24 protein-coding genes and 1 pseudogene are annotated in these 25837 nt (G+C 67.7%); 14 read left to right on the top strand and 11 right to left on the bottom strand.

The window, feature by feature from the left end; genetic code table 11:
• Window positions 1-2: 2 nt before the first annotated feature.
• The gene (locus CJ179_RS44240) at window positions 3-1187 is read left to right on the top strand and encodes a Gfo/Idh/MocA family protein (protein WP_095865631.1); all 1185 of its coding nucleotides are present in this window, start codon (window positions 3-5) and stop codon (window positions 1185-1187) included.
• Between the two features lies 1 nt (window position 1188).
• Window positions 1189-2190: a Gfo/Idh/MocA family oxidoreductase gene (locus CJ179_RS44235; protein WP_095865630.1), complete on the top strand. Its 1002-nt coding sequence runs from the start codon at window positions 1189-1191 to the stop codon at window positions 2188-2190.
• Between the two features lie 4 nt (window positions 2191-2194).
• Here CJ179_RS44235 and CJ179_RS44230 read toward each other — a convergent pair whose 3' ends face one another.
• The 5 genes and pseudogenes from CJ179_RS44230 to CJ179_RS44210 form a co-directional block, all read right to left on the bottom strand.
• Window positions 2195-2824, bottom strand: coding sequence for a nucleoside/nucleotide kinase family protein (locus tag CJ179_RS44230; protein ID WP_095865629.1), 630 nt, complete (start codon window positions 2822-2824; stop codon window positions 2195-2197).
• A 20-nt stretch (window positions 2825-2844) separates the two neighbouring features.
• Window positions 2845-3258, bottom strand: coding sequence for a hypothetical protein (locus CJ179_RS44225; RefSeq protein ID WP_179377887.1), 414 nt, complete (start codon window positions 3256-3258; stop codon window positions 2845-2847).
• A 133-nt stretch (window positions 3259-3391) separates the two neighbouring features.
• Window positions 3392-4580: pseudogene (locus CJ179_RS44220) on the bottom strand (RNA-guided endonuclease TnpB family protein).
• Window positions 4581-4674: 94 nt separating this feature from the next.
• A complete protein-coding gene (locus CJ179_RS44215; RefSeq protein WP_143549046.1) occupies window positions 4675-4980 on the bottom strand; it encodes a hypothetical protein in 306 nt (101 codons plus the stop codon).
• A gap of 282 nt (window positions 4981-5262) precedes the next feature.
• The gene (locus CJ179_RS44210) at window positions 5263-6765 is read right to left on the bottom strand and encodes an APC family permease (protein ID WP_095865627.1); all 1503 of its coding nucleotides are present in this window, start codon (window positions 6763-6765) and stop codon (window positions 5263-5265) included.
• A gap of 162 nt (window positions 6766-6927) precedes the next feature.
• Between CJ179_RS44210 and CJ179_RS44205 the strand changes: the two genes are divergently transcribed.
• Complete coding sequence (locus tag CJ179_RS44205; RefSeq protein ID WP_072943544.1) at window positions 6928-7557, top strand: TetR/AcrR family transcriptional regulator; 630 nt, start codon at window positions 6928-6930, stop codon at window positions 7555-7557.
• Between the two features lie 9 nt (window positions 7558-7566).
• On the opposite strand, the gene CJ179_RS44200 is transcribed toward CJ179_RS44205, so the two are convergent.
• Window positions 7567-9180 (bottom strand): amidohydrolase, encoded by a 1614-nt coding sequence (locus CJ179_RS44200; protein ID WP_095865626.1) that lies wholly within the window; start codon window positions 9178-9180, stop codon window positions 7567-7569.
• Between the two features lie 327 nt (window positions 9181-9507).
• Here CJ179_RS44200 and CJ179_RS44195 point away from each other — a divergent pair, with 327 nt between their 5' ends.
• The 9 genes from CJ179_RS44195 to rox all read left to right on the top strand — a co-directional run bounded on the left by CJ179_RS44195 (window position 9508) and on the right by rox (window position 17806).
• Window positions 9508-10875, top strand: coding sequence for an MFS transporter (locus CJ179_RS44195; protein ID WP_095865625.1), 1368 nt, complete (start codon window positions 9508-9510; stop codon window positions 10873-10875).
• Window positions 10876-10896: 21 nt separating this feature from the next.
• Window positions 10897-11541, top strand: coding sequence for a GntR family transcriptional regulator (locus CJ179_RS44190; RefSeq protein ID WP_072943549.1), 645 nt, complete (start codon window positions 10897-10899; stop codon window positions 11539-11541).
• A gap of 17 nt (window positions 11542-11558) precedes the next feature.
• A complete protein-coding gene (locus CJ179_RS44185) occupies window positions 11559-12371 on the top strand; it encodes a carbon-nitrogen family hydrolase (protein ID WP_095865624.1) in 813 nt (270 codons plus the stop codon).
• Window positions 12368-13045 carry a DUF2848 domain-containing protein gene (locus tag CJ179_RS44180; protein WP_095865623.1) on the top strand — a complete coding sequence of 226 codons (678 nt, stop codon included), beginning with the start codon at window positions 12368-12370 and terminating at the stop codon, window positions 13043-13045. The genes CJ179_RS44185 and CJ179_RS44180 overlap by 4 nt, the downstream gene beginning before the upstream one ends.
• 1 nt (window position 13046) lies before the next feature.
• A complete protein-coding gene (locus CJ179_RS44175) occupies window positions 13047-14504 on the top strand; it encodes a pyrrole-2-carboxylate monooxygenase subunit (RefSeq protein ID WP_095865622.1) in 1458 nt (485 codons plus the stop codon).
• Between the two features lie 6 nt (window positions 14505-14510).
• A complete protein-coding gene (locus CJ179_RS44170) occupies window positions 14511-14858 on the top strand; it encodes a cupin domain-containing protein (protein ID WP_016884597.1) in 348 nt (115 codons plus the stop codon).
• Window positions 14859-14865: 7 nt separating this feature from the next.
• A complete protein-coding gene (locus CJ179_RS44165; protein ID WP_072943556.1) occupies window positions 14866-15390 on the top strand; it encodes a flavin reductase family protein in 525 nt (174 codons plus the stop codon).
• A gap of 252 nt (window positions 15391-15642) precedes the next feature.
• A complete protein-coding gene (locus CJ179_RS44160) occupies window positions 15643-16356 on the top strand; it encodes a GntR family transcriptional regulator (RefSeq protein ID WP_257016116.1) in 714 nt (237 codons plus the stop codon).
• 10 nt (window positions 16357-16366) lie between these two features.
• On the top strand, window positions 16367-17806 hold the full coding sequence (rox, locus tag CJ179_RS44155) for a rifampin monooxygenase (protein ID WP_095865621.1): 1440 nt from the start codon (window positions 16367-16369) through the stop codon (window positions 17804-17806).
• Window positions 17807-17892: 86 nt separating this feature from the next.
• On the opposite strand, the gene CJ179_RS44150 is transcribed toward rox, so the two are convergent.
• The 5 genes from CJ179_RS44150 to CJ179_RS44130 all read right to left on the bottom strand — a co-directional run bounded on the left by CJ179_RS44150 (window position 17893) and on the right by CJ179_RS44130 (window position 23812).
• On the bottom strand, window positions 17893-19041 hold the full coding sequence (locus CJ179_RS44150; RefSeq protein ID WP_072943560.1) for an ABC transporter ATP-binding protein: 1149 nt from the start codon (window positions 19039-19041) through the stop codon (window positions 17893-17895).
• A 12-nt stretch (window positions 19042-19053) separates the two neighbouring features.
• Window positions 19054-20826 (bottom strand): iron ABC transporter permease, encoded by a 1773-nt coding sequence (locus CJ179_RS44145; RefSeq protein ID WP_072943562.1) that lies wholly within the window; start codon window positions 20824-20826, stop codon window positions 19054-19056.
• 72 nt (window positions 20827-20898) lie between these two features.
• Window positions 20899-21960 carry an ABC transporter substrate-binding protein gene (locus tag CJ179_RS44140; protein WP_257016115.1) on the bottom strand — a complete coding sequence of 354 codons (1062 nt, stop codon included), beginning with the start codon at window positions 21958-21960 and terminating at the stop codon, window positions 20899-20901.
• 5 nt (window positions 21961-21965) lie between these two features.
• Window positions 21966-22850: an amidohydrolase gene (locus CJ179_RS44135; protein ID WP_072943566.1), complete on the bottom strand. Its 885-nt coding sequence runs from the start codon at window positions 22848-22850 to the stop codon at window positions 21966-21968.
• A 56-nt stretch (window positions 22851-22906) separates the two neighbouring features.
• A complete protein-coding gene (locus CJ179_RS44130; RefSeq protein ID WP_095865619.1) occupies window positions 22907-23812 on the bottom strand; it encodes a hypothetical protein in 906 nt (301 codons plus the stop codon).
• A 586-nt stretch (window positions 23813-24398) separates the two neighbouring features.
• On the opposite strand from CJ179_RS44130, the gene CJ179_RS44125 reads away from it, so the two are divergent.
• Together CJ179_RS44125 and CJ179_RS44120 are read left to right on the top strand one after the other, a co-directional pair.
• The gene (locus tag CJ179_RS44125; protein ID WP_095865618.1) at window positions 24399-24971 is read left to right on the top strand and encodes an SRPBCC family protein; all 573 of its coding nucleotides are present in this window, start codon (window positions 24399-24401) and stop codon (window positions 24969-24971) included.
• Window positions 24955-25809 (top strand): HpcH/HpaI aldolase/citrate lyase family protein, encoded by an 855-nt coding sequence (locus tag CJ179_RS44120; RefSeq protein ID WP_095865617.1) that lies wholly within the window; start codon window positions 24955-24957, stop codon window positions 25807-25809. The genes CJ179_RS44125 and CJ179_RS44120 overlap by 17 nt, the downstream gene beginning before the upstream one ends.
• Window positions 25810-25837 lie beyond the last annotated feature (28 nt).

Genomic DNA, 25837 nt, shown 5'->3' with positions numbered 1-25837 from the left:
AGTTGAGCGAGCACGGAAGCCTGCGGCTGTCCGCGGGCATGGTCGGCGGCGGGCAGGGTGCCGACATCGGCAAGACCCACCGCTACGCGATGCGCCTGGACGACCGATACGACCTGCAAGCGGGAGTCTTCGGACGAGACAGCGCGTCGTCGGCGCAGATCGCGGAGAGCCTCGGCGTGACGGCCGAGCGCACCTACCGCGACCACCGGGAGATGGCCGAACGGGAGTCCACCCGCGAGGACGGCGTCGACGTGGTGGCCGTGACCACACCGAACGACAGCCACTTCGACATCGCGCGCACGTTCCTGGAGGCCGGCATCTCGGTGGTGTGCGAGAAGCCCCTCACCCGCGACTCGGAGTCGGCAGCGGAACTCGTCGCGATTGCCGAGTCGTCCGGCGCCATTCTGGCCGTCCCGCACTGCTATTCGGCCTACGCCATGGTCCGGCACGCGGCCCGGATGGTGCGCGACGGCGACCTCGGACGCATCCGGTTCGTGGCGGTGGAACACGCGTCCGGCTGGGCGGCGACGCCCCTCGAACTCGGCGAGCACCGGCAGGCGCGGTGGCGTACCGACCCAGACATCGCGGGATTCCCCAGCGTCGTCGGCGATCTCGGTACCCACGCCTTCCAGCTGTTGCGCTTCGTCACCGGTCTCGAGGCGACCCGGGTATCGGCCGAACTGGACACCCTCGTCCCCGGGCGGCGGGTGTTCGACAACGCCACCGTGCGCCTCACCCTCTCCAACGGGGCACCCGCGACGCTCTGGGCGAGCATGGCCGCCACCGGCAACGAGCACGGCCTGCGCATCCGGGTCTTCGGCGACACCGCGAGCATCGAATGGCGGCACGAGGATCCGCACCACCTGACGGTCCGCGACCTCGACGGCGCCACCACGATCCTCGCGCAGGGAATGCGCACGCTGTCCGAGGACGCCGCCCGGCTCACCCGTCCCGGGCTGGGACACCCCGAGGGCTTCCTCGAGGCGTTCGCGAACTTCTACCGCGACCTCGCGGACGAACTCCGCGCCCGCCGCGACGGCGAGCCCTCCACCCTCCGTGATCTCTCCTTCCCCACCGGACGCGACGGGCTGATCGGCGTCCAGTTCGTCGAGGCGACGGCCGCCTCCGACGCCGCCGACTCGGCCTGGGTCGTTCCCGCTTTCGCACACGAAAAGGTCGGTATCTGACATGCAGCGTTTCGCCCTCATCGGAGCCGGGTTCATCGGCGGCGTTCACGGCGCTAACCTCGCGGCGCACCCCGACGTCGACCTGGCACTCGTCTTCGACATCGACCTCGCGCGCGCGACGGACCTCGCCAAGCGGCACGGCAGCCGCGCGACCACCGATCTCGCGGAAGTCTTCGATCCCACGGCGATCGACGCCGTCTTCATCGCGTCGTCCACCGACACCCACGCCGAGCATCTCCGCACCGCGGCGACGGCGGGAATCCCGGCCCTGTGCGAGAAGCCCATCGACCTCGACCTCGCCCGCGCCATCGACATCGTGCGCTTCGCCGACTCCCGGTCGCTGCGGGCGATGGTCGATTTCAACCGCCGCTTCGATCGCGACTACGCCGAACTGCAGCGGGTCGTCGCGTCCGGCGAGATCGGCTCGGTGGAGCTGATCCAGATGACCAGCCGTGGCCCGGCGATGCCGCCGCTCGAGTACATCGCCGTCTCGGGCGGGCAGATGCGCGACCAGACCGTCCACTTCTTCGACCTGGCCCGGTGGATCTCCGGGCTCGACCCCGAGTCGGTGTTCGCGACCGGTTCCACACTGGCCGAACCCCGCCTCGCCGAGTACGGCGACGTCGACACGTCGGCGGTCACGCTGCGCCTGCCCGGCGGCGCACTCGTCCAGATCGACTCCACCCGGCGGATCGGCTACGGCTACGACGAACGCATCGAGGTGCTCGGTTCCACGGGCATGGTCGAGGCGCGACGTCAGCGCGCCGGGTCCGTTTCCCGGTACAGCGCGGGCCGCGTGGTCGACGACGGGATGCACGCGGGATGGTTCGAGAGGATCCGGGCCAGCTACCGCATCGCACTCGACCACTTCGTCGACGCACTGGAGAACGGTGCCGCCATCGGACCCACCCTGTCGGAGGCGTTGAAGGCGCAGGCGATCGCCGAGGCCGCGACCCGCTCGCTCACCAGCGGTCGCATGGAGCCGATCGAGTACCCGGCCTGAAGGGTCACACCGGGTCGCCGCGGACGACGACGTCGGCCCGGGCGCGGCCGGGTGCAACCAACGCGGCGTTGCGTTCGTCGCTGCGCCGCACCCACTCTCGCGCCTCGTCGGGTGACTTGCCGAACCGGATGTGCCGCTCGACGAGGCGGGCGACGCGCTCGTCCCCGTCCGGGGCGAGGAACCACGCTTCGTCGAGCAGGGCACGCACCGCCGACCACGGTCCCTCGTCGAGGAGGAGGTAGTTGCCCTCGGTGATCACCAGCGGAACGTCCGGCGGGACGGCGATCGCCCCGGCGTACGACTCCTCGACCTCGCGGTGGAACTGCGGGGCGTACACCGTCTCGCCGTTCCGTTCCCGCAGCCGGCGCAGCAGCGCCACGTACCCGGCGGCGTCGAACGTGTCCGGCGCCCCCTTGCGTCCGGCCCGGCCGAGGCGGGCCAGTTCCGCACTCGCCAGGTGGAACCCGTCCATCGGCACGACCACCGCGGACGATCCCAACCCCGCCAGCACCGCCGCGGCGACGGTGCTCTTGCCCGAGCCCGGCGGTCCCGCGATGCCGAGAACGCGGCGCGTGCCCGGCGCGGCGAGCGCCCGGGCACGCGCGACGAGTTCCTCGAGTCGACCGTCGTCCATAGGCAGACCGTAGTCCTCCCTCAGCCGACTACTCGTGGTGCACGGGTGGGTGCGTCCTCCGTCGGGGCGGAACGCCAGGTCGTCCCGAGCACCGCGCTGATCACCCGGTCCTGGACCGCCACGAGGATCAGCGTCATGAGGCAGCCGTAACCGAAGACGACGAGCAGCCAGAGCAGGTTCAATTCCGGTGCGCCGTCGACGAGCATCGGGGCCACCATCGTCACGAGCAGCGACTCGATCAGCCCCAGCAGCACCGCCGGGACGACTCCGAAGGGTGTGTGCCCCAGCAGGATCGGGTGCACCGACAGGACCAGGAAGATGACGACGGCCACGCCGACCCCCATCATCAGTTCGAACGGCACCCCGGGCAGGGCGTCCTTGACGAGCAGGAACAACCCGGCCCAGCCGACGCCGCACGCGAAACTCAGAAACATCCCCAGCAGGGCCTTCGGCGGCGCCTGGAGCGTGAAGAAAAGCTTGACGTTCTCTCGGCCGTGAACGACCGAGATTCCCCTCCAGACTCACGTCCCGAGGTTCCTGTTTCACCGACAGTCGCCACCCCACACGTTATGTGCGAGGTGGTCTCACACCATCTCCGCAGGCTGCCACCGCCAGTCCGACGGCCAAAATATTCCTCGCCGCATTCACATCCCGATCATGGACGACGCCGCACCGGCACGCCCACACCCGCACCGTCCAGCGGCATCGTCGACGCGACCTCCCCGCACACCGAGCAGGTCTTCGACGACGGATGAAACCGGTCGACCACCACCACCCGCCGCCCGTACCAGTCGGCCTTGTACTCGAGCATCGACCGGAACTCGGACCACCCCGCATCCGAGATCACCCGAGACAACGACCGATTCTTCACCATGTTCCGCACACTCAGATCCTCGACGGCGATCACTTGATTTTCGCGCACCAGCCGAGTGGACAGTTTGTGCAGATAATCGCGGCGCCGATCAGCGATCCGGCCATGAATCTTCGCGACCTTCAGTCGGGCCTTGGCCCGGTTCCGGGACCCTTTCTGCTTCTTGGCCAGCATCCGTTGCGCCTTCGCCAACCGCTCACGGTCCGTGCGCTCGTGGCGCGGGTTGGTGATCTTCTCCCCCGTCGAGAGTGTGTACAGGCTCGTGATCCCGGCGTCGAGCCCGACCACCCGATCGGCCGGCTCGAGTTCGGTGATCGTGTCCTCGACGAGGATCGAGATGTGGTACTGACCACGAGCATTACGCGACACCGTCACCTGCGACGGTACTGTCCCCTCCGGCAGCGGCCTCGACCACCGAACGTCCAGGGGTTCGGTCTGCTTGGCCAACCGGACCTGCCCGCCGCGGTAGGTGAAGCAGTTCGAGTAGTAGGTCGCCGAATCCTTCGACTGCCCCTTCTTCTTGAATTGCGGGTATCGGGTCTGCTTGCGCCAGAACCTCTCGAACGCACCCTGCAACTGCCGCAGCGCCTCCTGCAACGGCCCCTTCGACGGCTCCGCCAACCACTCCGTCTCGACATCCCGTTTCCATCCGGTGAGCATCTTCGAGGTGTCCGCGTAGGTGACCCGTCGCTGCTCCTGCGACCAGGCACGCGACCGCTCGGCCAACGCCCGGTTGTAGACATACCGGGTGCACCCGAACGTCCGAGCAAGCTGTTCCGCCTGCACCGCAGTCGGATAGAAACGGTACTTGAACGCCCGCTTCACCACCCTCCCCGCCATGACCGAAGACACTAGCCCCACGGTCCGACAAACCAGATCGGCCATCCCGGACCTGAAGGACCCGGGTTTGCGCCGAAAGACTCACGGATCAACCGTGTGCGGGAGGAGGAAGTCTGTGCTCCTCGCCGTGATCTCGCGTCTACGGCGCCACGTAGAACGTGCCGACGCTCGGTGTGCCGTACACGTCGTACAGGCCCGGGAGGTGCGCGGTCACGGCGACGACCACCTGACCGGGGCCGGTCGTGACCGCATCGCGATCAGGATGCTGATCGGTGATGATCCCGGACCCTCCGGTCGACAGATTGATCCACTGGAACTCGTATCCGTAGCCATCCGGGGTCGGATAGATCTGCCCGTGTCCGTGGTGGACGACGGGGTTGTAGAACGCGCCGCCGCGGGTCAGCGGCCAGCCTACCACCGTTCCGGGGATTTGGAGGGTGGTCACGCCGTCGAACTGTGGCGATTCGGCATTCGCCGGCACCGAACACCCGATCCATGCGCTCACCGCGAGCACCCCGATCGTCAACTTTCGCACTACTCGACTCACGTCGATCCCTCCCCTGGTTCGGATTCCCGGGATATGTCCGAATCCGACGAGGATTCGTTACGGAAGGGGTACGGCTCTGACGAGGCGCAGCGGGTCGACGTTTCTATCGGTCGGGCCCCTGTCCTGGGCCGACTCGGCGCGAGGTCCACCTGAACCAGAGGGTCCGGGGAGCGGACACGTCTAGGTCACCGTGCCCGGCGGGATCGGATTGCTTACTTCTTCGGGCGCGACCGAGGGCTCGGCATCCACGTCTGTGGTGCCCAGCCGGGCGTAGAGGTCGGGGTTGCGTCGCGCGAGCCGCGTGCCGAGCGCCAACCCGATCACCAGGCTGACCGGCGTGACGGCGACGAGGATCGTGTTCACGGCGGGTCCGGCGGCGGTGAGCAGGTCCATCTTGGCCACGATCAGCCACGTCGCGTACATCAACATGGCAAGGGCGGCGGCGGGGGCTACCCGCACCCTCCAGACCGAATGCCCGCGGCGGTCCCGCCAGAAGAATGCGAGAACGGCTGCGGCGGCCATGGCCTGGAGGACGACGATGCCCACGACGCCCGGCGAATTCACCCAGAGCAGGAGCTGGAGGTAGGGGTCGGCGCCTGCGAGCGCGAACCCGGCGATCACGATCGCCGCGAGCAGACTCTGCACGGCGCTCGCCACATACGGCGACTTGTAGACCGGGTGCAGCTTGCCGAGCACCCGGGGAAGTACGTGCTCGCGCGACAACGCGAAGGCGTAGCGGGTGATCGCGTTGTGGAACGCCAGCAGGCTCGCGAGGATGCTCGTGATGATCAGCAGTTCCATGAGCGTGCTCGCCCAGCCACCGACGTAGTTCTCGATGGCGTCGAAGTACATCGCGGCGGGGTCGGAGGCGGCGAGCGCGAGCGCCTGATCGGGGCCGTAGGCCTGGATGATGATCCACACCATGAAGGCGTAGAAGAGGCCGAGGAACGCGACCGCCAGGTACGTCGCCCGGGGGATCGTGCGGGACGGGTCCTTCGCCTCCTCCCGGTACAGGGCGGTCGCTTCGAACCCGATGAACGCGGCGAACGCCAGCGTCAGCACCCCGCCCAAGCCGGGGCTGAACACGTGGGCGGGAGCGAACGACTCGACACCGAGGCCCTCGGCGCCGCCGCGAAGGAGGACTGCGACGGCGAGCAGAACCAGAATCCCGGTCTCGGCGCTCAGCAGCAGGATCAGGAACCGCGCGCCGACATGGACCGACCGCGACCCGAGGAACCAGATGAGCCCGACGCCGATCAGCGACCACAGCCCCCACGGAAGGTCCAGGCCGACCAGATCCGCCATGGTGGACTGGGTGAAATACCCCAGGGCGCCGAAGATCCCGATCTCGAGCGCGTTGTAGGACACGAGGGCGAGGACCGCGGCGGCCAGACCCCACCGGGGGCCGAGCCCGATCGAGATGTACGAGTAGAACGCTCCCGCGTTGTGGATGTACTTGCTCATCGCGGTGAAGCCGATCGCGAACACGCCCAGCGCGAGCCCGGCCAGGATGTACCCGCCGGGCGCCCCGATGCCCCCGACGTTCAGCGCCAGGGGCGCGACGCCCGCCATCACCAGCAACGGCGCGGCGGCCGCGACGACGAAGAACACGATGCCGGCGGTGCCGAGGGCGCCGCCCTCGAGTTGCGCGCCGGAGGCGGGTCCGGGTGCGGTTTTCTTCATGGGGAACTTCTCCAGTCCGGGCAGGGGCGCGACGGCGGGGAAACCAGGGCGCGGATACGCGACGAGGAAACAATCGAATGTGTTTCGATTAGACTAGAACGAAGTGACCGGCGCCACAAGGGCATAATCGAATGAATTTCGATTGGAAAGGTGGGTGCAGCGATGGGCAGACCCCGCGTCGCACGCCTGGACCGCGAACGAATCGCGGAAGCGGCACTCGAACTGGTCGATCGCGACGGCGACTTCCGGATGCCGGATCTGGCCCGGCACCTGAACGTGCAGGTGTCGTCGATCTATCACCACGCCAAGGGCCGCGCCGCCGTCGTCGAACTGGTGCGCCACCGTGTCGTCCGGGAGATCGACGGATCGTCGTTCGAGCGCCTGCCGTGGGACGAGGCCCTGTCCGAGTGGGCGCGGTCGTACCGGGCAGCGTTCAGCAGGCACCCCACGGCCATCCGCCTCCTCGCCACCGAGACGGTGCGCGATCCCGGTTCGCTCTCGGTGTATCACTCGGCGGCCGCCGGTCTGCGCGACGCCGGCTTCCCGGACGACCACATCATGGCCGTCATCACCGCCGCGGAGAATTTTCTCCTCGGGGCCGCCCTGGACGCGGCCGCACCGGAGGTCATGATCGAAGCGGACGCGACGACGGCCGACGATCCGCTGACCCGGGCGCTCGCCGCCGCACCACGCGGCCCGGAGCGGGCCGAGCAGGCGTTCGAACTCGGCCTGGCGGCACTACTGGCGGGCTTTCGCGCCCTCCTGCAGGACCGCGGCGCGGTGCGGCGGTAGCACCGGGCGTCAGTGAACCCGCTTGCCGCCCAGCCAGGTCCGGGTCACGGCGAGCTCGCCGAGCGCCTGCGTGGACGACAGCCGGTACGGATCGACCGGCAGCTGAATCATGTCGGCGCGCATTCCCGGCAGCAGCCGGCCCCACAGGTCCTCCTCGAATCCCTGATAGGCGACGCCGGCCGAATACGCGGCGAGGGCCCGTTCGAGGCCGACGCGTTCCCGCGGCAGCCATCCCTCCGACGGGATGCCGGACGGTGTCTGCCGGTGAATCGCGGTGGCGATGCCCCTGATCGGCTCGTACGCGGTAATGGGCCAGTCGCTGCCGAAGGCCACCCGCGCGCCGCGCTCGGACAGCGTTCCGATCCGATACTGCTGCGCGCTCCGCTCGGCGCCGATTCGCGGGATCGTCAATTCCGTCATCAGGGCGTCGAGTTGGGCCCACAACGGCTGGAAGTTGGCGACCACCCCGAGCGACGTGAACCGGTCGAGGTCTTCGCCGTCGACCAACTGCAGATGCGCGATGGTGGCGCGACGATCACGAGGACCGTTGCACCGGTCGGCGTATTCGATCGCGTCGAGCGCCATGCGCACCCCCGCATCGCCGATGGCGTGGATGTGGATCTGGAATCCGAGCCGGTCCACCTCGGCCGCGGCCCGGCACAGCTCGTCCGTCGTCCAGTTGCTGATGCCGTGGGAGTGCGGACAATCCGTGTAGGGCGCCAGCAGGGCTGCGGTGCCTGCCTCGATCACGCCGTCCGCGAAGAACTTGACCGTTCCCGCCTTGACCGTGTCGCCGCCCCGTTCCCCGACCCGCTTGCGTGCCACGGCGAACGCGTCCCGGTCGGCCTCCCAGCCCTCCGGGGTGGCGCGGAACGCGAGATTGGCACGGGTGGCGAGCAGTCCGCGGTCCGCGGCCGTCAGCCACACGTCGACGTCGTCCAGTTCGGTCCACGCGTCCTGCACCCACGTGATGCCCGCGGCGGCAAGCATCCTCGACACCGACGCGAGCGCGTCGACCCGGACGTCGAGAGTCGCCTCCGGCACCAGCGCGAGCACCGGATCGATCGCACCCCATTCGCGCAGAGTGCCGAGCAACTCGCCGTCGGCGGTCCGCACGATCTCGCCGCCCGCCGGGTCCGGGGTGTCCCGCGTCAGTCCGGCCCGCCGCAGCGCCGCACTGTTGACCCAGGCGGTGTGATGGTCCATCGTGCGCAGGACCACCGGCCGGTCCGGGACCACGCTGTCGAGCCAGCGCGCCTCGAAGCGCCCGCCGGGCGCGAGCGTCGGCGACACTCCGTCCCCGAAGACGCACTCGGCCCCGGGGTTCTCGTCCGCCCAGCGGCGCACCTCGTGCAGGACCTCCTCGACGCTGCCGCAGTCGCGGATCGCGGCGCCGCGCACTCCGAGGCCGCCGAGCAACGGGTGGACGTGCCCGTCCCCGAACGACGGCAACAACGCGCCGCCGCCCAGGTCGATCACCTCGGTACCGCTCGCCCGCAGGGCACGGGCCCGCTCACCCAGCGCGACCACGCGACCGCCGGACACGGCGAGCGCGTCGGTGACGGGTAGGTCGGGATCGCCGGTGTGCACCGTGCCTCCGACGACCAGCAGTTCGGCGTCCACGGTCCCTCCTTCAACTAATCGAATATGATTCGATTAAGCTAGGTCGTGCGCGGGCCGACGTCAAGAGATGCCGGGTCACGGGGATGAAACGGAGAGTCCGGACCCCTCTTGCGGATCGTAGACCGGTCGTATACAACTGGTGTACGGCCTTTGGTGATCGGCTTCACAGCCGGACGGAGGCAAGAAAAAAAGCGGGCTCGGCGGCTGTTGGAGCAACCACCGAGCCCAGGCAGCACCATCTGCGCGACCGTTCGAGTCGCCTACTTGGAGGTAGGCGCAAGGACGTGCAGCTCGTCACGTAGCGACGATTCGACCTAGGAGTCGACTATGGCAACCGCCAACGACAAATCTATCAATCGCAGAACACACACCAGCCTGCCCGTCATCGCAGGTTCGAGCCTCGCCGGAACCGCAGTCGAGTGGTACGACTTCTTCCTGTACGGAACAGCGGCGGCACTGGTGTTCAACAAGCTGTTCTTCCCCACCGAAGATCCCCTGGTGGGCACCATGCTCGCGTTCGCCACCTACGCGGTCGGGTTCGTGGCGCGCCCGCTCGGCGCCGCGGTGCTCGGGCACTTCGGGGACGTCAAAGGCCGGCGCGCCACCCTGATCGCCAGCCTGATGCTCATGGGAGTGTCGACCTTCCTCATCGCGTTCCTGCCCACCTACGCGTCCATCGGCGTCGCCGCACCGCTGATGCTGGTGCTTCTGCGGCTGGTGCAGGGCTTCGCGCTCGGCGGCGAGTGGGGTGGCGCCGTCCTACTGGTGTCCGAACACGGCGATTCGACGAGACGGGCGTTCTGGTCCGCGTGGCCCAATCTCGGTCCGCCACTGGGCAATCTGCTGGCTGCCGGGGTACTCGCGGTCCTCGGTTCCACGCTGTCGGAGGACGCGTTCCTGTCGTGGGGGTGGCGGATCGCCTTCGGACTGTCGGCGCTCCTGGTGATCATCGGTCTGGTGTTGCGACTGTACGTCGCGGAGACCCCGCTGTTCGAGCAGTCGCGGGACACCGCGCCTGCCGAGAAGAAGGGCATGCCGCTCGCCGCGGCCGTCCGGGGACACTGGCGCCAGATCCTCCTCGCAGCCTTCACCCGCTTCGGCGAGAACGCCGGCTTCTACATCTTCTCGCTGTTCGTCATCACCTACATCACCCAGATCCTCGAACTCGACCGCAGCACCGGATTGAACGCCGTCATGATCGGTATGGTCGTTGCGCTGGTGACGATCCCGATGTTCGCCGTGCTCGCCGACCGGATCGGCCGGCGACCGATCTACATCGGCGCGTCCGCCGCCACCATCGTGTGGGCGTTCGTGTTCTTCGCCCTGCTGGACACGAAGAATCCGGCGGCGATCACCCTCGCGGTGGCGGTGGGGCTGCTGATCTTCGCGGCCTACAGCGCCGTGATCGGCGCGTTCTTCTCCGAACTGTTTCCCACCGAGGTCCGGTACTCCGGAGTCTCGCTGGCCTACAACCTCGCGTCGGTCCTCGCCGGTTCGCTGGCCCCGATCATCGCGATCGCGCTCTACACCCGGTTCGGCACCGGATACGCCATCGGTGCCTACCTCGCCGCCATGGGAGTCATCTCCCTGATCGCCTCACTCCTCGCGCGGGAAACGCAGTCCGTGGATCTCTCGGCCGTGGGTGACGAAGCGACGTCCCGGACGCCGGAAACGCCGGCGTCCGTCATCAACTGATTCTCCTCGAAGGGGCAAGCCATGACGACATCGAAGACCACCGGAGCAACCGCACCGGAGCTGGCCTACGAGTGGCTGAAGAACACCATCATCACCTTGCCCCGCGACGAAGAGATGTTCCTGTCCGAAGCGCAGGTCGCCGCGTCCTCCGGCATCTCCCGAACCCCCGTGCGAGAAGCGTTGCTGCGCCTCGAGGCCGAAGGCTTCATCCGGCGAGTGCCCCACAAGGGCGCGTTCATCCCGGCGTTGTCCGACAGCGACGTCGAAGCCATCATGCAGGCCCGCCGAGTGGTCGAGGAATGGTCCGTCACCGAAGTCGCGCCCCAACCGGGCCTGGTGCCGGACCGGCTCCGCATCCTCCTGGAACTGCAGGAGAACGACACCGACCCGGTCGACTTCATCGCACACGACCTCGAATTCCACACGGCCATCATCCGCGCGGCCGGCAACCCACTGATGAACAACTTCTACAGCTCGCTGCGGGACCGTCAGATGCGGATGGGAATCCGCATCGTCATGGCCGACGAAACCCGCAAGAAGCAGGTCCTCGTCGAGCACCGCGCCATCGCCGACGCGATCGCGGCCGGAGATCCCGCCGCTGCGGTCCAGGCGGTGCGTGAGCACCTCGACACCACGCTGCAATCCATGAAACGGCCGAACATCTAACGGCACGAAGGAAACCCATGAAGATAGCCCTGGCCCAGCTGGCCAGCCCCGATTCCGAAACCCCCGCGCACCGGCTCGAACGCGTGCGCCACCTCCTGACCGGACTCGACGACAGCGTCGACCTCATCGTTCTGCCCGAACTGTGGCGCGTGGGATACAACCACTTCGACGACTACGCCTCGGCCGCCGAAACTCTCGGCGGCGGCACCGTCCAGGTTCTGGCCTCCGTCGCCGTCGAACGGCGCTGCTACATCCACGCCGGCAGCATCGTCGAACAGGGTGAAGAGGGCAGACTGCGCAACACGGCGGTCCTGATCGGCCCGGACGGCCAGATCCACCACCACTACAGCAAAGTTCACGTGTTCGGATACGCCTCCCTCGAAGCGCAGCTCCTGCAGCCGGGAACGCAGATCCACACCACCGACACCCCGTTCGGCCCGATCGCGGCCACCACCTGCTACGATCTGCGATTCCCCGGACTGTGGACCGAATTGGATGCCGCCGGAGCGAAACTCGTCATCGTGCCCGCGGCCTGGCCCAAGGCCCGCAGGGAGCACTGGCGACTGCTGACGTCGGCCCGCGCCGTCGACAACCAGGTCTTCGTGATCGCTTGCAACGCCACCGGGACCCACAATTCCGTCGAACTCGGCGGCCACAGCCGGATCGTCGACCCGTGGGGAACGGTGATCGCCGAGGCCGATTCGTCCGAGGGCATCACCATCGCCGAGATCGACCCCACCGCGGTCGACCGCACCCGCGCCGAGTTCCCGGTCCTGAACGACCGGCTCGACGACTACAGCTTCCTCAACCGCAGAAAGGTCCTGTCATGACCGGCGCCACCACGCAGGTGCTCACCTTCGACACCCTCGACTCTTCCGAGACCCTGCGATTCGACGACGTCCGGACCCTGGTCGCCGGATACACCGGCCGCGACGAAGCGGCGGTGCAACATCACATCGACGAACTCGCGGCCATCGGTGTCGCACCGCCGGCGCAGGTCCCGATGTTCTACCCCGTCGAGATCGCGACGATCACCACCGCGACGCAGGCCCCGGTCACCGGCGCGCACACGTCGGGCGAGGTGGAGCCGGTGATCCTGCGGCACCGGGGGCGGTACTACCTCGGTGTCGGCTCCGATCACACCGACCGACAACTCGAGACCGTCGACATCGGCGACTCCAAGCGGGCGTGCCCGAAGCCGGTGGGCCCGGCCGTCGTCGAAATCGAGGACTGGGCGTCGTTCGACTGGGACGCGTGCCGGGCCCGGTCGTGGGTCGACGGAGTGCTGTACCAGGACGGCACACTGGCCAATCTCCTTACCCCGCATAACCTTCTGCAGATCTTCGCCGACCGGATCGGCGACACCGGCGAGGACCTGCTCTGCTTCGCGGGCACCCTGCCGCTGCTCGACGGGAAGTTCACCCCCGGACACCGGTGGGACCTCGAACTCACCCTGCCCGACGGCCGGACCCTCACCCACACCTACACCACCGAAGGACACTGACATGCGCACCGGAGCCGACTACCTGGCCTCCCTGAACGACGGGCGAGTCGTGCTCGTCGACGGGGAGAAGATCGACGACGTCACCACCCATCCGGCATTCGCGCCCGTGACCCGGACCATGGCGGAGATGTTCGACCTCGCCGCGGACGAGGCCAACGGCATGCAGTACGTCGCCCCCGAAACCGGGAACCAGGCCAATCGGGTGTTCTCGATTCCGCGGTCGCGGGAGGAACTCGCGCAGCGACGGGAGGCGATCGAGCGGTGGGCGCGGCACACGCACGGCTGGATCGGCCGCAGCCCCGACCACGTGGGGACGTTCCTGGCCGCGTTCGCGGCGCATCCCGAGGTGTTCGCCGCCGAGGGTGACCACGATTTCGGGGCGAACGTCTCCGCGTTGTACCGGCGCCTGCTCGACGAGAACCTCTACGTCTCGTACGCGATCATCCCGCCGCAGGTCTCGCGGGCGACGACGGCGTCGGGCTGGGAGGGCGAATACCTGCAGGCCGGCGTGGTCGAGGAGACCCCGGAGGGTCTGGTCATCTGCGGTTCGCAGATGCTTGCCACCGGCGGCGCGATCGCCGACGAAATCTTCGTCTCGTGCATCAAACCGCTCGGCCCGGACGACAAGGACTTCGCCGTCGGCTTCGTCGTCCCGGCCAACGCCCCCGGCCTCAAGCAGTACGTCCGGCGCCCGTACATCCCGGCCGCGACGAGCTCGTTCGACTACCCCCTGACCTGCCGCTACGACGAGCCCGACTCGCTCCTCGTCTTCGACGACGTCCTCGTGCCGTGGGATCGGGTGTTCGTCGACCGCGACACCACCGGTGTCCGCCGGCAGTTCTTCGAGACGGGCGCACACGTTCTCGGCAACTGGCAGGCGCAGATCCGGTTCGCGACGAAGCTGGAATTCATCGCCGGCGTCGCGCGTCGCGTCACCCAGGTCAACGGCATCGACAAGATCCCCAGCGTGCAGGAAAAGCTCGGCGAACTCGCCGCGCTCGTCAGCGGGGTCCGGTCCGCGGTGCTGGCCGCCGAATACACCGCCGAGCCGGATTCGGCGGGGATGTGGCTGCCGGGCAGGCAGGCCCTGTACGGGTCGATGGGCCTGCAGTCGGAGATCTACCCGCGGGTGATCGCGATCCTGCGTGACCTCGTCGGCGGCGGCGTGCTGCAACTCCCGTCGAGCGTCAAGGACCTCACCAGCCCGCTGACGTCCCGCGACATCGAACACTACGTTCAGTCCCCCGGTGTGCCGTCCGAGGAACGCATCAAACTCTTCAAACTGGCCTGGGACATCATCGGCTCCGAATTCGCCGGACGACACCAGCAGTACGAAATGTTCTACGCCGGCGCCCCCTTCGTGGTGAAGGGCGCGTACACGTACCGCAACTACGACTACGACAGCGCCGTCGCGGCAGTGCAGCAGTTCACCGACGGATACAAAGCGGAAAGCGAGTAACCCCTCATGGCCAAGCCCGAATTCGAATTCTTCCCGGTCACCGACGTCGAGTGGACCGTGTGTCCGGGTGACGATCCGAAGATCACCGAACGTATCCTCGCCAAGGACCCCGAAGGCAACGTCGCCACCCGGATCCTGCGCTACGAACCCGGCGCCGACTCCACCCCCATGGGCGTGCAGAAGCACGATTTCTGGGAGGAGGTCTACATCCTCGAGGGATCGTTCACGGACCTCACCCTCGGCGAGACGTTCACCGCCGGAATGTACGCGTGCCGGCCGCCGGGCATGCCCCACGGTCCCTGGAGCACGGACGAAGGTGTCGTCACCTTCGAAGTCCGGTACCACAGTAAGTAGGCCCGCGATGACCCTTCCGGCATTCCACGCCCCCACCCCCACGGACATGCGGCGCAGCATGGGCCGGTTCACCACCGGGGTCGCCGTCGTCAGCGCCGACGACGGGGACGGCGACCCCAGCGCCATGACGATCAGCTCCCTGACCTCGATCAGCCTGGACCCGGCGATCCTGCTCGTCTCGCTCACCCACGGCTCCCGCACCACCGAGGCCGTGGAGGCCGCGGGCTCGTTCGCCGTCTCGATCCTCGGGTCCCGCCAGGAAGCACTCGCCCGGCGGTTCGCCACCCGCGGCGGCGCCCGATTCGACGATCTGCCCTGCGATCGCAGCCGCTCGGGCCTGCCGCTGATCAAAGACGCTCTGGCCCAACTCGAATGCAGGATCCACAGCGCCCACGACATCGGCGACCACCGCGTCTTCTACGGTGAAGTCACCGACATGCGCTGCCGCGAAGGAACCGGCCTGGTGTTCTATTCGGGGCGGTTCGGCGACTTCCACGACTTCGGCCACGACGAGGTCCCCTGGTTGTTCTGATCGGCCCGCCGCGGACCTGCTCGCCGGCGCATCACTTGTGGTGCGCCGGCGATCGGCGTTGCACCGAAATTGTGCAACAATAGTGCACGTCAGCACGGACCTGATCGACTCAGGAAGGGAAGATCTTCATGCCCCCGAACTGCGTTCGCATCGAGCGCTCGACACGGTACGTTCGATGTTGTTGTACAACATGACGGGTGAGGCTCCGATGACGACGCTGCCCACTCGTCCCGGCGAGTCAGGTGACACACGATGGTGCTAGCGGCGGGCGCAGACCCGGACAACGAGGGCAGCCCCGATTCGGGCGCCAACCGGACGCTGCAGGCGTATCACGATCTGCGCGCCCTGATCCTCTCCGGTCATTACGAACCGGACTCCCGCCTCACCGAGTCGGGACTCACCACCCAGCTCCAGGTCTCACGGGGGACGATCCGTTCGGTGCTGGCACGCCTCGCCCAAGAGGGCTATGTCACCACCGAGGCGAACCGGAGCGCTCGCACCCGCTCGTTCTCGGTGGACGAGGCGATCGAAATTCTCGAGACCCGCGCGGTCCTGGAGTCGGCGCTGGCAGCGAAGGCCGCCGAACGCGCCACCGAGGCGGACATCGCCGCGATGACCGAGACCTGTAAGCGCATGTGGGACTTGCAGGTACCGGGCGGGCGCGAGGAATACTGGAATCTCAACCGCAAGTTTCACGAACAGGTCAAGCGGGCGGCACGGCAGGCCACACTCACCAGGTTCGTCGACAGCCTGCTCTATCCGCTCGTCATGCAGCAGTACCGCGACGCGGACCGTCGCGCGAACCCGCGCACCGACTCCGTCAGGGAGCACGAGGCCATCCTCGCGGCGATCGTCACGCACAACCCGGAGTCCGCCGCCGCGGCGATGCGGCATCACCTGTCTTCGGCCCGGCGAGCACTTCAGCTGAACTTCCCGACGTCGGACGACCAGCTGCGGAAAGGATGAACGGGGTTTCATGACTGATGTGATCATCGCCGGCGGCGGACCGACCGGCATGATGCTGGCCGCCGAATTGCGACTGCACGGTGTGGACGTGCTGGTGCTGGAGAAGGAGGTCGAGCCGAACGAACAGGTCCGTTCGCTCGGCCTGCACGTGCGCAGCATCGAGATCCTGGATCAGCGCGGGCTGCTCGAACGGTTCCTCGAGCAGGGCACGCAGTACCCGGGTGGCGGTCGCTTCGCCGGCATCGACAAACCGTGGCCCGAACATCTGGACACCGCGCACGCCTACATCCTCGGCATCCCCCAGCCGGTCACCGACCGGCTGCTGGCCGAGCACGCCGCCGAACTCGGTGCCGATATCCGGCGCGGCTGCGAACTGGCCGGCCTGAGCCAGGACGCCGACGGGGTGACCGTCGAACTCGCCGAGGCGGGGTCGCTCGGCAAGCAGGTGCGTACGCGTTACCTCGTCGGCTGCGACGGCGGCCGCAGCACGGTCCGCAAGCTGCTCGGCGTCGGATTCCCCGGCGAACCCGCCAAGGTCGAGTGGCTGCGGGGTGAGATGGAGGTGACCACTCCGCCGGAGGAACTGGCCGCCATCGTGGCCGAGGTCCGCAAGACCCACAAGGGGTTCGGTGTCGGTCCCGCCGGGAACGGCCTGTACGGGGTCGTCGTCCCCGCCGAGAGCGTCACCGAGGACAGCACCGTCCCCCCGACGCTCGAGGAGGTCGAGAGCCAACTGCGAGCGTTCGCCGGCACCGACTTCGGTGTCCACTCACCACGCTGGCTCTCCCGCTTCGGCGACGCCACCCGTCAGGCCGAGCGCTACCGGGCCGGACGGGTGTTCCTGGCGGGCGACGCCGCGCACGTGCACCCACCGCTGGGAGGACAGGGCCTCAACCTCGGGATCCAGGACGCCTTCAACCTGGGCTGGAAACTGGCCGCCGAGATCAACGGCTGGGCACCGGTCGATCTGCTGGACAGCTACCAGTCCGAACGGCACCCGGTGGGCGCCGACGTACTGAACAACACCCGCGCGCAGAGCGAGCTCATGTCCACCGAACCGGGCCCCCAAGCTGTGCGCCGGCTGGTGACGGAGCTGATGGACTTCGAGGTCGTCAGCCGGTACCTGATGGAAAAGGTCACCGCCATCGGGATCCGCTACGACTTCGGCGACGGGCACGAACTGCTCGGCAAACGGCTCCGGGACATCGGTCTCGGGAGCGGGCGCCTGTACGAACAGATGCACCATGGCCGCGGACTTCTGCTCGACCGGACCGGCCGGCTCTCGGTCGACGGCTGGGCGGATCGGGTCGACTCCGTCGCGGATGCCGACGCCGAGTTGGGCGTGCCGGCCGTGTTACTCCGTCCGGACGGCCACGTCGCCTGGGCCGGCGACGACCAGGCGGGACTCGACAAGCACCTGTCGCGGTGGTTCGGCGCTCCCGTCAGCTGAGCACTGGCGGTGAGGACCTCCTCCATTCGTGAGGAGGTCCTCACCGACTCAGAACGACACGCCGGCCGCCCGCTCCCACGCGGCGGTTACGACCACAGCGCGACCGTCCATGCCGGGTCCAGGACGACGGTCACGTCGTCGCCCGGGCGAGCACGGAGGTGCGCGTCGGCGTGCGCGCGGAGCGACACGTCCCCGACGGTCACGACCATCTCCTGGCGGTCGCCGAGATACTCGGTGGTCACGATGCGCCCCGGGAATCGGTTGGGACCGTGAGTTTCCCGCTCCTCGGGGATGATGCGGATGTTTTCGGGCCGGATGCACACGAACATTTCCTGGCCGGGGGTGGGCGGGGTGGATGGGGTGGTGAAACGCTCGCACCGCACCACCCCGACGGTCGTCTTGGCGTCGACGACGCGGTCGCCGGAGCCCGCCGGCCGGTCGAGCACTCCGGGGATGAGGTTGGCGCTGCCGACGAAGTCGGCCACGAACCGTGTCGCGGGCGAATCGTAGATCTCGCTCGGTGATCCGATCTGTTCGATCCGACCACGATTCATGACGACGATCGTGTCGGACATGGCCAGGGCCTCACCCTGGTCGTGCGTTACGTAGATGGTGGTGACGCCGAACTTCTGCTGGAACGAGCGCAACTCGGCGCGCAGCTGTGAGCGCAGCTTGGCGTCCAGGTTGGACAGCGGTTCGTCCAGCAGCAGGACCTCCGGCTCGCACAGCAGGGCGCGGGCCAGCGCCAGCCGCTGCTGCTGGCCGCCGCTGAGCTGGGTGGACCATCGGTCCGCGTACTCCGACAGGCCCACCTGTTCGAGCATCGTTCGGACGCGACGCTCCCGCTCGGCGCGAGGGTACGTCTTCCGGCCGTACTGCAGGGGAAACGCGGCGTTGTCGAACACCTTCATGTGCGGCCAGATCCCGTAGGACTGCGGCACCATCGCGATCGGCCGGACGTCGGGAGACACGTCGCGCCCCGCCGCGGCCGAGAAGACGGCCTGGCCGTTCATCCAGATCTCGCCGCTGTCGGCGGTCTCCAGTCCGGCGAGACAGCGGAGGGTGGTCGTCTTGCCGCACCCACTGGGCCCGAGCAGGGTGAAGAAGCTGTTCTGCGGCACGGAGAAGCTGACATCGTCGATGACGCGGGTCACCTCGCCGCTGTGCGGGCGGGTGAAGTGTTTCTGCAGGCCGGAGATCTGCACGGAATGGTCGGAACCAACGAGGGTTTTCATGTTCACGGCACCTCAGATGTGTTGTTGGAAGCCACGGCGGTTGACCCACCAGACGGAGACGGCGGACAGGGCGAGCAGGAGGACCGCGAGGGCGCTGGCCTCGGGATAGTTCGCGCTTTCACCGATCATGTCCCACAGCAGCACCACGACGGTGCGGTTGTCGGAACTGGACAGCAGCAGCGCGATCGGGAGTTCGCCCAGGGAGTTGGCGAACACCCACAGCCACGTGCTCGACACCGCGGGAGCGACGAGCGGGAAGACCACCCGGCGCAGCACGACGGCGTTGGACGCCCCGCTGACGCGGCCCACCTCTTCGAGTCCCTTGTCGAGTTGCAACAGTGCCGTCTGAATCATGCGTGATCCGCGTGGGATGTAGCGGGTGGTGAACGCGATGATGATGATCCAGATCGTGCCGTAGATCGGGATGGGCAGGTACAGGTACAGGAACAGCACAGCCATGCCGAGCACGACGCTGGGGATGGCGAAGACCAGGAAGGACAGATCGAACAGGCCCCTGCCGAGGCGCCCGGCGCGGGTCGAGGCCAGTGCCAGCCACAGGGCGAACCCGGCGGTCAGCGTCGCCGTGATCAGGCTGATCACCAGGGTGTTGACGACGGCGTGCGTCAGGTTCGGGTTGGTGAAGATCGCGCCGTAGTTGGCGAGGCTGAGCGCACCCAGGTTGTCGAAGTTGATCGGCTGCAGGTACGGGGTCAGGCTCGTCCAGACCAGGGTCAGGATGGGCACGATGATCGCGACGAGAACGTAGAACGAGACGATGCCGGCGACCGGGATGCGCCACCGCCCCAGCCGCACCGGTGTGGACCGGTACCCCTTGCCGCCCACCACCTGGAATCGGTGGGACTCGCGGGTCTGACGCCGGTAGACGGCGATCATCACGAGGGACAGCAGGACGAGCATGATGCCGTAGGCACTGGCCTGGCCGTAGTTGGCAAGACCCGACGGCGGCTGCAGGGACGCCTGGATGAGGCTGCTGAACACGAAGATCTGGTCCGGCATTCCGAGGATGGCAGGGATCGCGAACTCCTCGAGCGCAATGACGACGAGCAGCATGCTGGCCGCGGAGATCCCCGGCATCGTCAGCGGCAGAACCACTTTGCGGGTTCGCGTCCACCAGCCTGCACCCGACGTGGCCGCGGCCTCCTCGAATTCGAGGTTGAGCCGGGCGAACGTCGGCGCGAGCATGATGTACATGCCCGGGACACCGAAGATGCCGGCCACCAGGATCATGCCCGGCAGCGAGTAGATGTCGATCGAGAGCCCGAAGACCCGCTCGATGACGATGGCGATGGGGCCGTTGGTGGGGTTGGCCGCCAGGACCCACGCCACCGCCATGACCGTGGCAGGCACGGCCATGGGGGCCAGCGTGCTCGGCGCGAGGAAACGGCGTCCCGGAATGTCGGTCCGCTCGAACAGGTAGGCCAGGCTGACGCTGACAACCAATGCCAGCGACACGGTGCCGACCACGAAGACGAACGAGTTGAGCGCGACGTCGACCAGGCGTTTCGAGGAGAAGATCGCGGTGAAGTTGTCGAGCGTGAACCCGGGGACCTGGAAGGGCAGCTTCGTCTCGCTGTCCTTGAGGCTGCTGAACAACAGCATTCCCAGGGGGAAGAGCATGAGATAGGCGACGATCGCGCCGATGGCGATGTTGACGCCGACCAGGACGCGGTCCCGGCGCTTGGGGTGGTGTACGTCGGCGGGCTGAGGGCGTACGTCGTCGGGTCGAGGGCGTACGCCGGTGGAGAGCTGGGTGCCGGACTGCATCGCTGAAGTCTCCAAGGGTGAGGGGATAGAGTTTGCCGCCCGTCACGGGCAGCGGTGCGGCGGTGGGAGCCGTCAGTTGACGTTGGTGCCCAAGGCCTCTTCGACCTCGGGGAAGAAATCTGAGAACTGCTCGTACTGCGCGATGTCGGTCTCGCTGAACCATTCGACGCCGGCGTCACACAGGGCGCCGATGACACGGTTCGTGGCGGCGTCGGTGCAGTCCGTGTTGGTGGGAATGACAGAGTTGTACGTGCCGACCAATGCGGACTGGCCCTCTTCGGAGGCGAGGAAGGCGGTGAGCAGGCGACCCGCCGCCGGGTGCGGTGCACCGTCGGCCACGAACAGATACGACTTGTTGGCGTTCGTGGGGCCCACCGGTGCGACGGCGACCGGCGCGCCCTTCGACTCGTCCGCGAGCACGAGGTTGATGAGGTCGGTGCCGACCGGCGTCTGGCCGGACACGACGAGTGTGTGAGCCTGCGTCGTGTTTTCGGTGTAGTGGGGATTCAGCTCGGCCAGCCGGGACGCGTAGTCGAGACCGGCGTCGGCGCCGAGGGTGGGGTCCTGGGCCCACACGGTCATGAAGGACCCGCGCGACTCGACACTGAGTTTTCCGCCGTTCCATCGCGGATCGAGCAGGTCGTCCCAGCTCGCGGGCACATCGTTCGGGGCCAGGGCGTCGGTGTTGTAGGCCCAGACCTTCGGTACCGCCCACACGTAGACGAAGTCGTCGGCGAAGATCTGGTCGCTGGGCACCTCGTAGGATGCCCAGTCGACCTTCGCCGCCATGGACTGCGACGGCAAGACCGTGAGCCCACCTGCGTTGGACACATCGAACGTCACCCGGTCGGCGGCCTGCTCCACATTGAGCTGGGTGACCAGATCCGGAGCCTTCTTGTTCGTGTACCTGACCTCGATCCCTGGGAATTTCTTCTCGAACGCGTCGATCGCCGGCTTCATCTGAGCCTCCGGCTTCGGCGCGAACCAGACGACCTCCCCTTCGGCCTTGGCCGCCTGGTACAGCTCGTCGAGGTTCTTCGTGTCCGGAACAGGCGGCGGACCGCCGCAGGCGGTCAGGACGACGGCGACTGCCATGACCGAGGCCATGCAGAGCCTGCGCCGAAAGCGCTTCATAGCGATCAACATTCCTTCGCGGCGGTGGAAACGGAGCTGCCCTGGGCGAGCCCGTACAGCCGGCCGGCGGTGCCGCCCGCGATCAGCTCCAGGTCGGTGGCGTCGAGTGACGGCAGTTGCTCCCTGATGAGGTCGGCCAAGTCCGACAACGATCCGGCCGAGGCGGGGAAGTTCGAACCCCACATGACGTGGGCCGCCCCGAACTCTTCGATCAGCGTGCGGACCAGCGGTGCCGCGGATCCGCTCTCGCGCTGCGCGCGGAGTACGGCCGGCGGCGTGATCTTGATGAACACGCGGCCCGTCTCGCTGAGCTGGGGAGCTCCGTCCGAGTTCGGGTACGGCGCGGAGTCCAATTGCGGTCGGCCCGCGTGGTCGAGGATCGCGGTGAGTCCCGGGTACTGCTGGAGGAGCCCGGCGAGGATCGGAGCGTGCTGGGCGTGCATCTGGATGCAGACCGGCACGCGGCGGTCGGACAGGAACTGCCAGACCGGCGCCATGCGCTCGTCGTCGAGTCCGCGGCCGGGTGTCGGGACGGCGGTCGTTCCGTCCGCGGCACGGATGCGGACCCCCGAGAAGCCCCGCTCGTCGATCCAGTGGTGGAGGTCGTCGACCACCTTCGGGGAGAGGAAGTCCACCGAGCACACCCCGCTGAGGCGGTCGGGGTGCCTTGTGAGCTGGTCGGCTACGTAGCTGTTGTCGAATCCGTACACCGTGGAGGCCTGGACGACGACCAGGTGGTCGACGTCGGCGGCGTCGGCGGCCCGCAGCAGGCCGTCGATGTCGGTGGGCCGTTCCTGGGACCAGGTGGACCGGTGTCCGCCGAGCGGATCTGCGGGGTAGGCATCGGTGTCGGGCGAAATGATGTGGGTGTGTGTGTCGACTGTGAACATCAGTACCTCACGACTGGTGGGTGGGGTGGCGGGCGGAAAGTGGCGGGCGGGCGCGCTCAGGCGAGCTCGCCGAGATGCCGGGTGGAGTCGTCGAGGAGTTCGGCCACCGTCACGGGTGTGCGGATGACGTTCTGCTGCAACGCGTAGTCGATCGCGATCTGCAGACCGGCGACGAGCTCGTCGGTCACTCCGAAACGGAGGGCGCGCACGCGGGGACCGGGCTCGGTTTCAGCGGCCTTGCGCGCCTCGATCCGGTCTCCGAAAGCCTGGTAGAGCGCCGATACTGTGCGAGGCTCGGCCTCGAGGAGGTCACGCCGGACGGTGAGCACGTGGTTGATCGGCACCGTCTTGTGCCGGGCTCCCCATGCCTCCTCGGCCTCCCGCCAGTTCGGGATGATCGGCACCAGCGGCCCCTGCGCCCCGTCGAGCGCCGGCGGACCGAGGACGGCGGCCACGACATCGCCGCGCTCGAGCACGTCGAGCACCTTGCCGGTCGTGCGCTCGACGTTCGGCGGCTCGACATAGCTGGCGACGTGCGGCTCCTCGGTGGTCACCCAGGTGACTTCCTTGGCGTCGACGCCGAACTCTTCGTGCAGGATTCCGCGCACCCACAGACCGGTCGTCTGGCTGTAGGCCCGGACCGCGACCCGCCGGCCTGCCAGGTCCGCCGGGCTGATCTCGGCCGAACCGGGCCAGCGGGTCAGGGAGTGGTGGTGGAAGTCGCCGCTGAGTACCACCGGCAGAAGCGCGATCGGGGCTCCTGCCTCGCGGGCCTGCAGATAGGTGGCGATGGCCAATTCGCTGAAGTCGTACCGGAGCTCACGCACCATAGGAGCGAACGCCTTGTAGATCGGATCCGCTGCCGCGAGCTCGACGGGATGTCCCTCGACGCTGAAGCCGGGTTCCGCGAGGAACGCCGTGTGCGGGTAGGACTTCGCCGCGATGGACAAGGTTGTGGACATGAATACAACTCCTCTGTTGCGTCCGAACCCGGGGAGTGCATGTGGTGTGCCTCCGAACCCGGGGAGTGCACTGGTGTCAGTGCGCCGATGCCGTCATTCGACCGATGGGTGAATATCGGTTTTGTCTTACGGTTTCGCTCAATTTACGCGGGAGTGACGCCCATTACAAGCCTTTGAGGCTCGGATCGTCTAACAATTTTGCGGAAGCCGGGTCGAAGCAGGCGGCGAAGACACGGGGTTCGCGTCCGCCGGCGCAATCATGCTGGGGCAATCGGCCCACCGCCTCAGATTGTTCTACAAGATGAGTGCGGTCAAGTTGCGCATCGTGGACAAACCCGCGTCTGGAAAACAAGTTCTTGCTGTTCGCCGCAATCCGCTGCTACTCTGACGACAGAAAGTTGTTAAACAATCTGAGAGCCGACCGGGGAGACTCGGATGACGCCAGTGTTATCTGGCGACCGGCCTGCTCGCTGCCGGCGAGGGCACGCCCTCCGACACCAGCTCGCTGATCGAGTCTCGCGAGTTTCCCCGAAGCGCCACAGTGGTCTGTGGTGGCTGATCACGATCGTCAAGCGAGGACACAGTTGTGATAAAGATCGACGAAGCAATCGCCGTACCCGCGCCACCGGGGCGGGTGTGGGCGGTCATTTCCGACCCCACCGAGGTGGTGTCGTGCATCAACGGTGCCGAACTCGGCCAGTTCCACGACGACGGCTCGTTCGACGGCACGCTGGTCGTGAAATTCAGCGCGATCCGGGTGCGGTTCGGCGCCCGGATGTCGCTGGAGCTGGACGAGCCCGCCTGGGAGGGACGACTTTCGGCGCGCGGGCGGGACGGGCAGGGCGCGACGCGGTTCACCGCGCACGCGAACTTCCGGATCACCGAGGACCATGCGGGCGGCGCACGGGTGCAGGTGACCGGCGAGGTGGCCCTCGCGGGCAAGCTCGCGTCGGTGATCGAGGCGGGCGCCGGCGCCGTGGTGTCCCGGATGACCAACGACTTCACGGACGAACTGGTGCGCCGGTGCGCCGGGGAGACCGCGGTCGTGTCGGCGCCGAGCCGGCCGACCGTGTGGGCCCGCGTGCGCGCCTGGTGGCGCAGGACCATTCACAAGCGACAGAGCGAGCAGAGCGGAGTGGCAAGTGGCAAGACTCAATAGTGTGATCGGTGCGCTGGAATCGGGGCAGCACGCCTTCGCGGCGTTCGCGGCTCCCGAGCCGGCGGCGGCGCTCGACTTCGCGACCAGCGACTACGACGGTCTGGTGTTCGAGGCCGAGCACAAACCCTGGGACGCAACGACGTTGCGGGACAGCCTGCAGTATCTGCTCAACCGGCGACGGATATTCGAATCGGGCACGCTCGCCCCGTCGCCCACTCCGCTGATCCGGGTTCCCGTCAACGGTGCCGAACAGGGCCAGTGGCACGCGAAGCAGGCTCTCGACCTCGGGGCGTACGGAATCGTGTGGCCGCACATCAGCCGGGTCGAGGAAGCGCGCAATGCGGTCGCGGCCTGCCGGTACCCCCGCCTGCCTGGCGAGGAGCGGTACGACCCGCCGGGCCTGCGCGGCGACGCGCCTGCGGCCGCCGCACGGTACTGGGGCCTGTCCAACGACGAGTACTACGCGAAGGCCGACGTGTGGCCGCTCGCCCCGGACGGCGAGATCCTCGTCGTGATCCAGATCGAGGATCAACTCGGCATCGAGAACCTCCCGGCCATCCTCGAACAGGTGCCCGGAATCGGTCTCATCCTCATCGGTGAAGGCGATCTCAGCCAGGAACTGGGCGTGCCCCGTCAACTCGACCACCCGCTGATGGTCGAGGCCAGGAGCCGGATCGTGAAGATCTGTCACGAACACGAAGTCGTGGTCGGCCACCCGCACGTGACGACGAGCAACGTCGAGCGGGTGCTCGACGAGGGCTACCGCTTCCTCATGTCCGCGCCGGTGCGCAGCTATCCCGGCCTGGAACTGGGCCGCAAACTCACCAGTCGCTCCTGACCCCGAACACTGACCTGGAGAACAACCT

Source organism: Rhodococcus sp. ACS1 (assembly GCF_002300155.1).
Lineage (GTDB): Bacteria > Actinomycetota > Actinomycetes > Mycobacteriales > Mycobacteriaceae > Rhodococcus_F > Rhodococcus_F koreensis.
Note: the sequence above shows the minus strand (reverse complement) of the source record. Positions and strands in the feature narration are given on the sequence as shown.

Coding starts and splice junctions, on each gene's coding strand:
- CJ179_RS44230 (WP_095865629.1), bottom strand. CDS start 2,824: ATGGACGACGGTCGACTCGAGGAACTCGTCGCGCGTGCCCGGGCGCTC.
- CJ179_RS44205 (WP_072943544.1), top strand. CDS start 6,928: ATGGGCAGACCCCGCGTCGCACGCCTGGACCGCGAACGAATCGCGGAA.
- CJ179_RS44150 (WP_072943560.1), bottom strand. CDS start 19,041: ATGAAAACCCTCGTTGGTTCCGACCATTCCGTGCAGATCTCCGGCCTG.
- CJ179_RS44140 (WP_257016115.1), bottom strand. CDS start 21,960: ATGAAGCGCTTTCGGCGCAGGCTCTGCATGGCCTCGGTCATGGCAGTC.
- CJ179_RS44235 (WP_095865630.1), top strand. CDS start 1,189: ATGCAGCGTTTCGCCCTCATCGGAGCCGGGTTCATCGGCGGCGTTCAC.
- CJ179_RS44135 (WP_072943566.1), bottom strand. CDS start 22,850: ATGTTCACAGTCGACACACACACCCACATCATTTCGCCCGACACCGAT.
- CJ179_RS44195 (WP_095865625.1), top strand. CDS start 9,508: ATGGCAACCGCCAACGACAAATCTATCAATCGCAGAACACACACCAGC.
- CJ179_RS44185 (WP_095865624.1), top strand. CDS start 11,559: ATGAAGATAGCCCTGGCCCAGCTGGCCAGCCCCGATTCCGAAACCCCC.
- CJ179_RS44170 (WP_016884597.1), top strand. CDS start 14,511: ATGGCCAAGCCCGAATTCGAATTCTTCCCGGTCACCGACGTCGAGTGG.
- CJ179_RS44190 (WP_072943549.1), top strand. CDS start 10,897: ATGACGACATCGAAGACCACCGGAGCAACCGCACCGGAGCTGGCCTAC.
- rox (WP_095865621.1), top strand. CDS start 16,367: ATGACTGATGTGATCATCGCCGGCGGCGGACCGACCGGCATGATGCTG.
- CJ179_RS44145 (WP_072943562.1), bottom strand. CDS start 20,826: ATGCAGTCCGGCACCCAGCTCTCCACCGGCGTACGCCCTCGACCCGAC.
- CJ179_RS44180 (WP_095865623.1), top strand. CDS start 12,368: ATGACCGGCGCCACCACGCAGGTGCTCACCTTCGACACCCTCGACTCT.
- CJ179_RS44130 (WP_095865619.1), bottom strand. CDS start 23,812: ATGTCCACAACCTTGTCCATCGCGGCGAAGTCCTACCCGCACACGGCG.
- CJ179_RS44225 (WP_179377887.1), bottom strand. CDS start 3,258: ATGTTTCTGAGTTTCGCGTGCGGCGTCGGCTGGGCCGGGTTGTTCCTG.
- CJ179_RS44175 (WP_095865622.1), top strand. CDS start 13,047: ATGCGCACCGGAGCCGACTACCTGGCCTCCCTGAACGACGGGCGAGTC.
- CJ179_RS44160 (WP_257016116.1), top strand. CDS start 15,643: ATGGTGCTAGCGGCGGGCGCAGACCCGGACAACGAGGGCAGCCCCGAT.
- CJ179_RS44165 (WP_072943556.1), top strand. CDS start 14,866: ATGACCCTTCCGGCATTCCACGCCCCCACCCCCACGGACATGCGGCGC.
- CJ179_RS44210 (WP_095865627.1), bottom strand. CDS start 6,765: ATGAAGAAAACCGCACCCGGACCCGCCTCCGGCGCGCAACTCGAGGGC.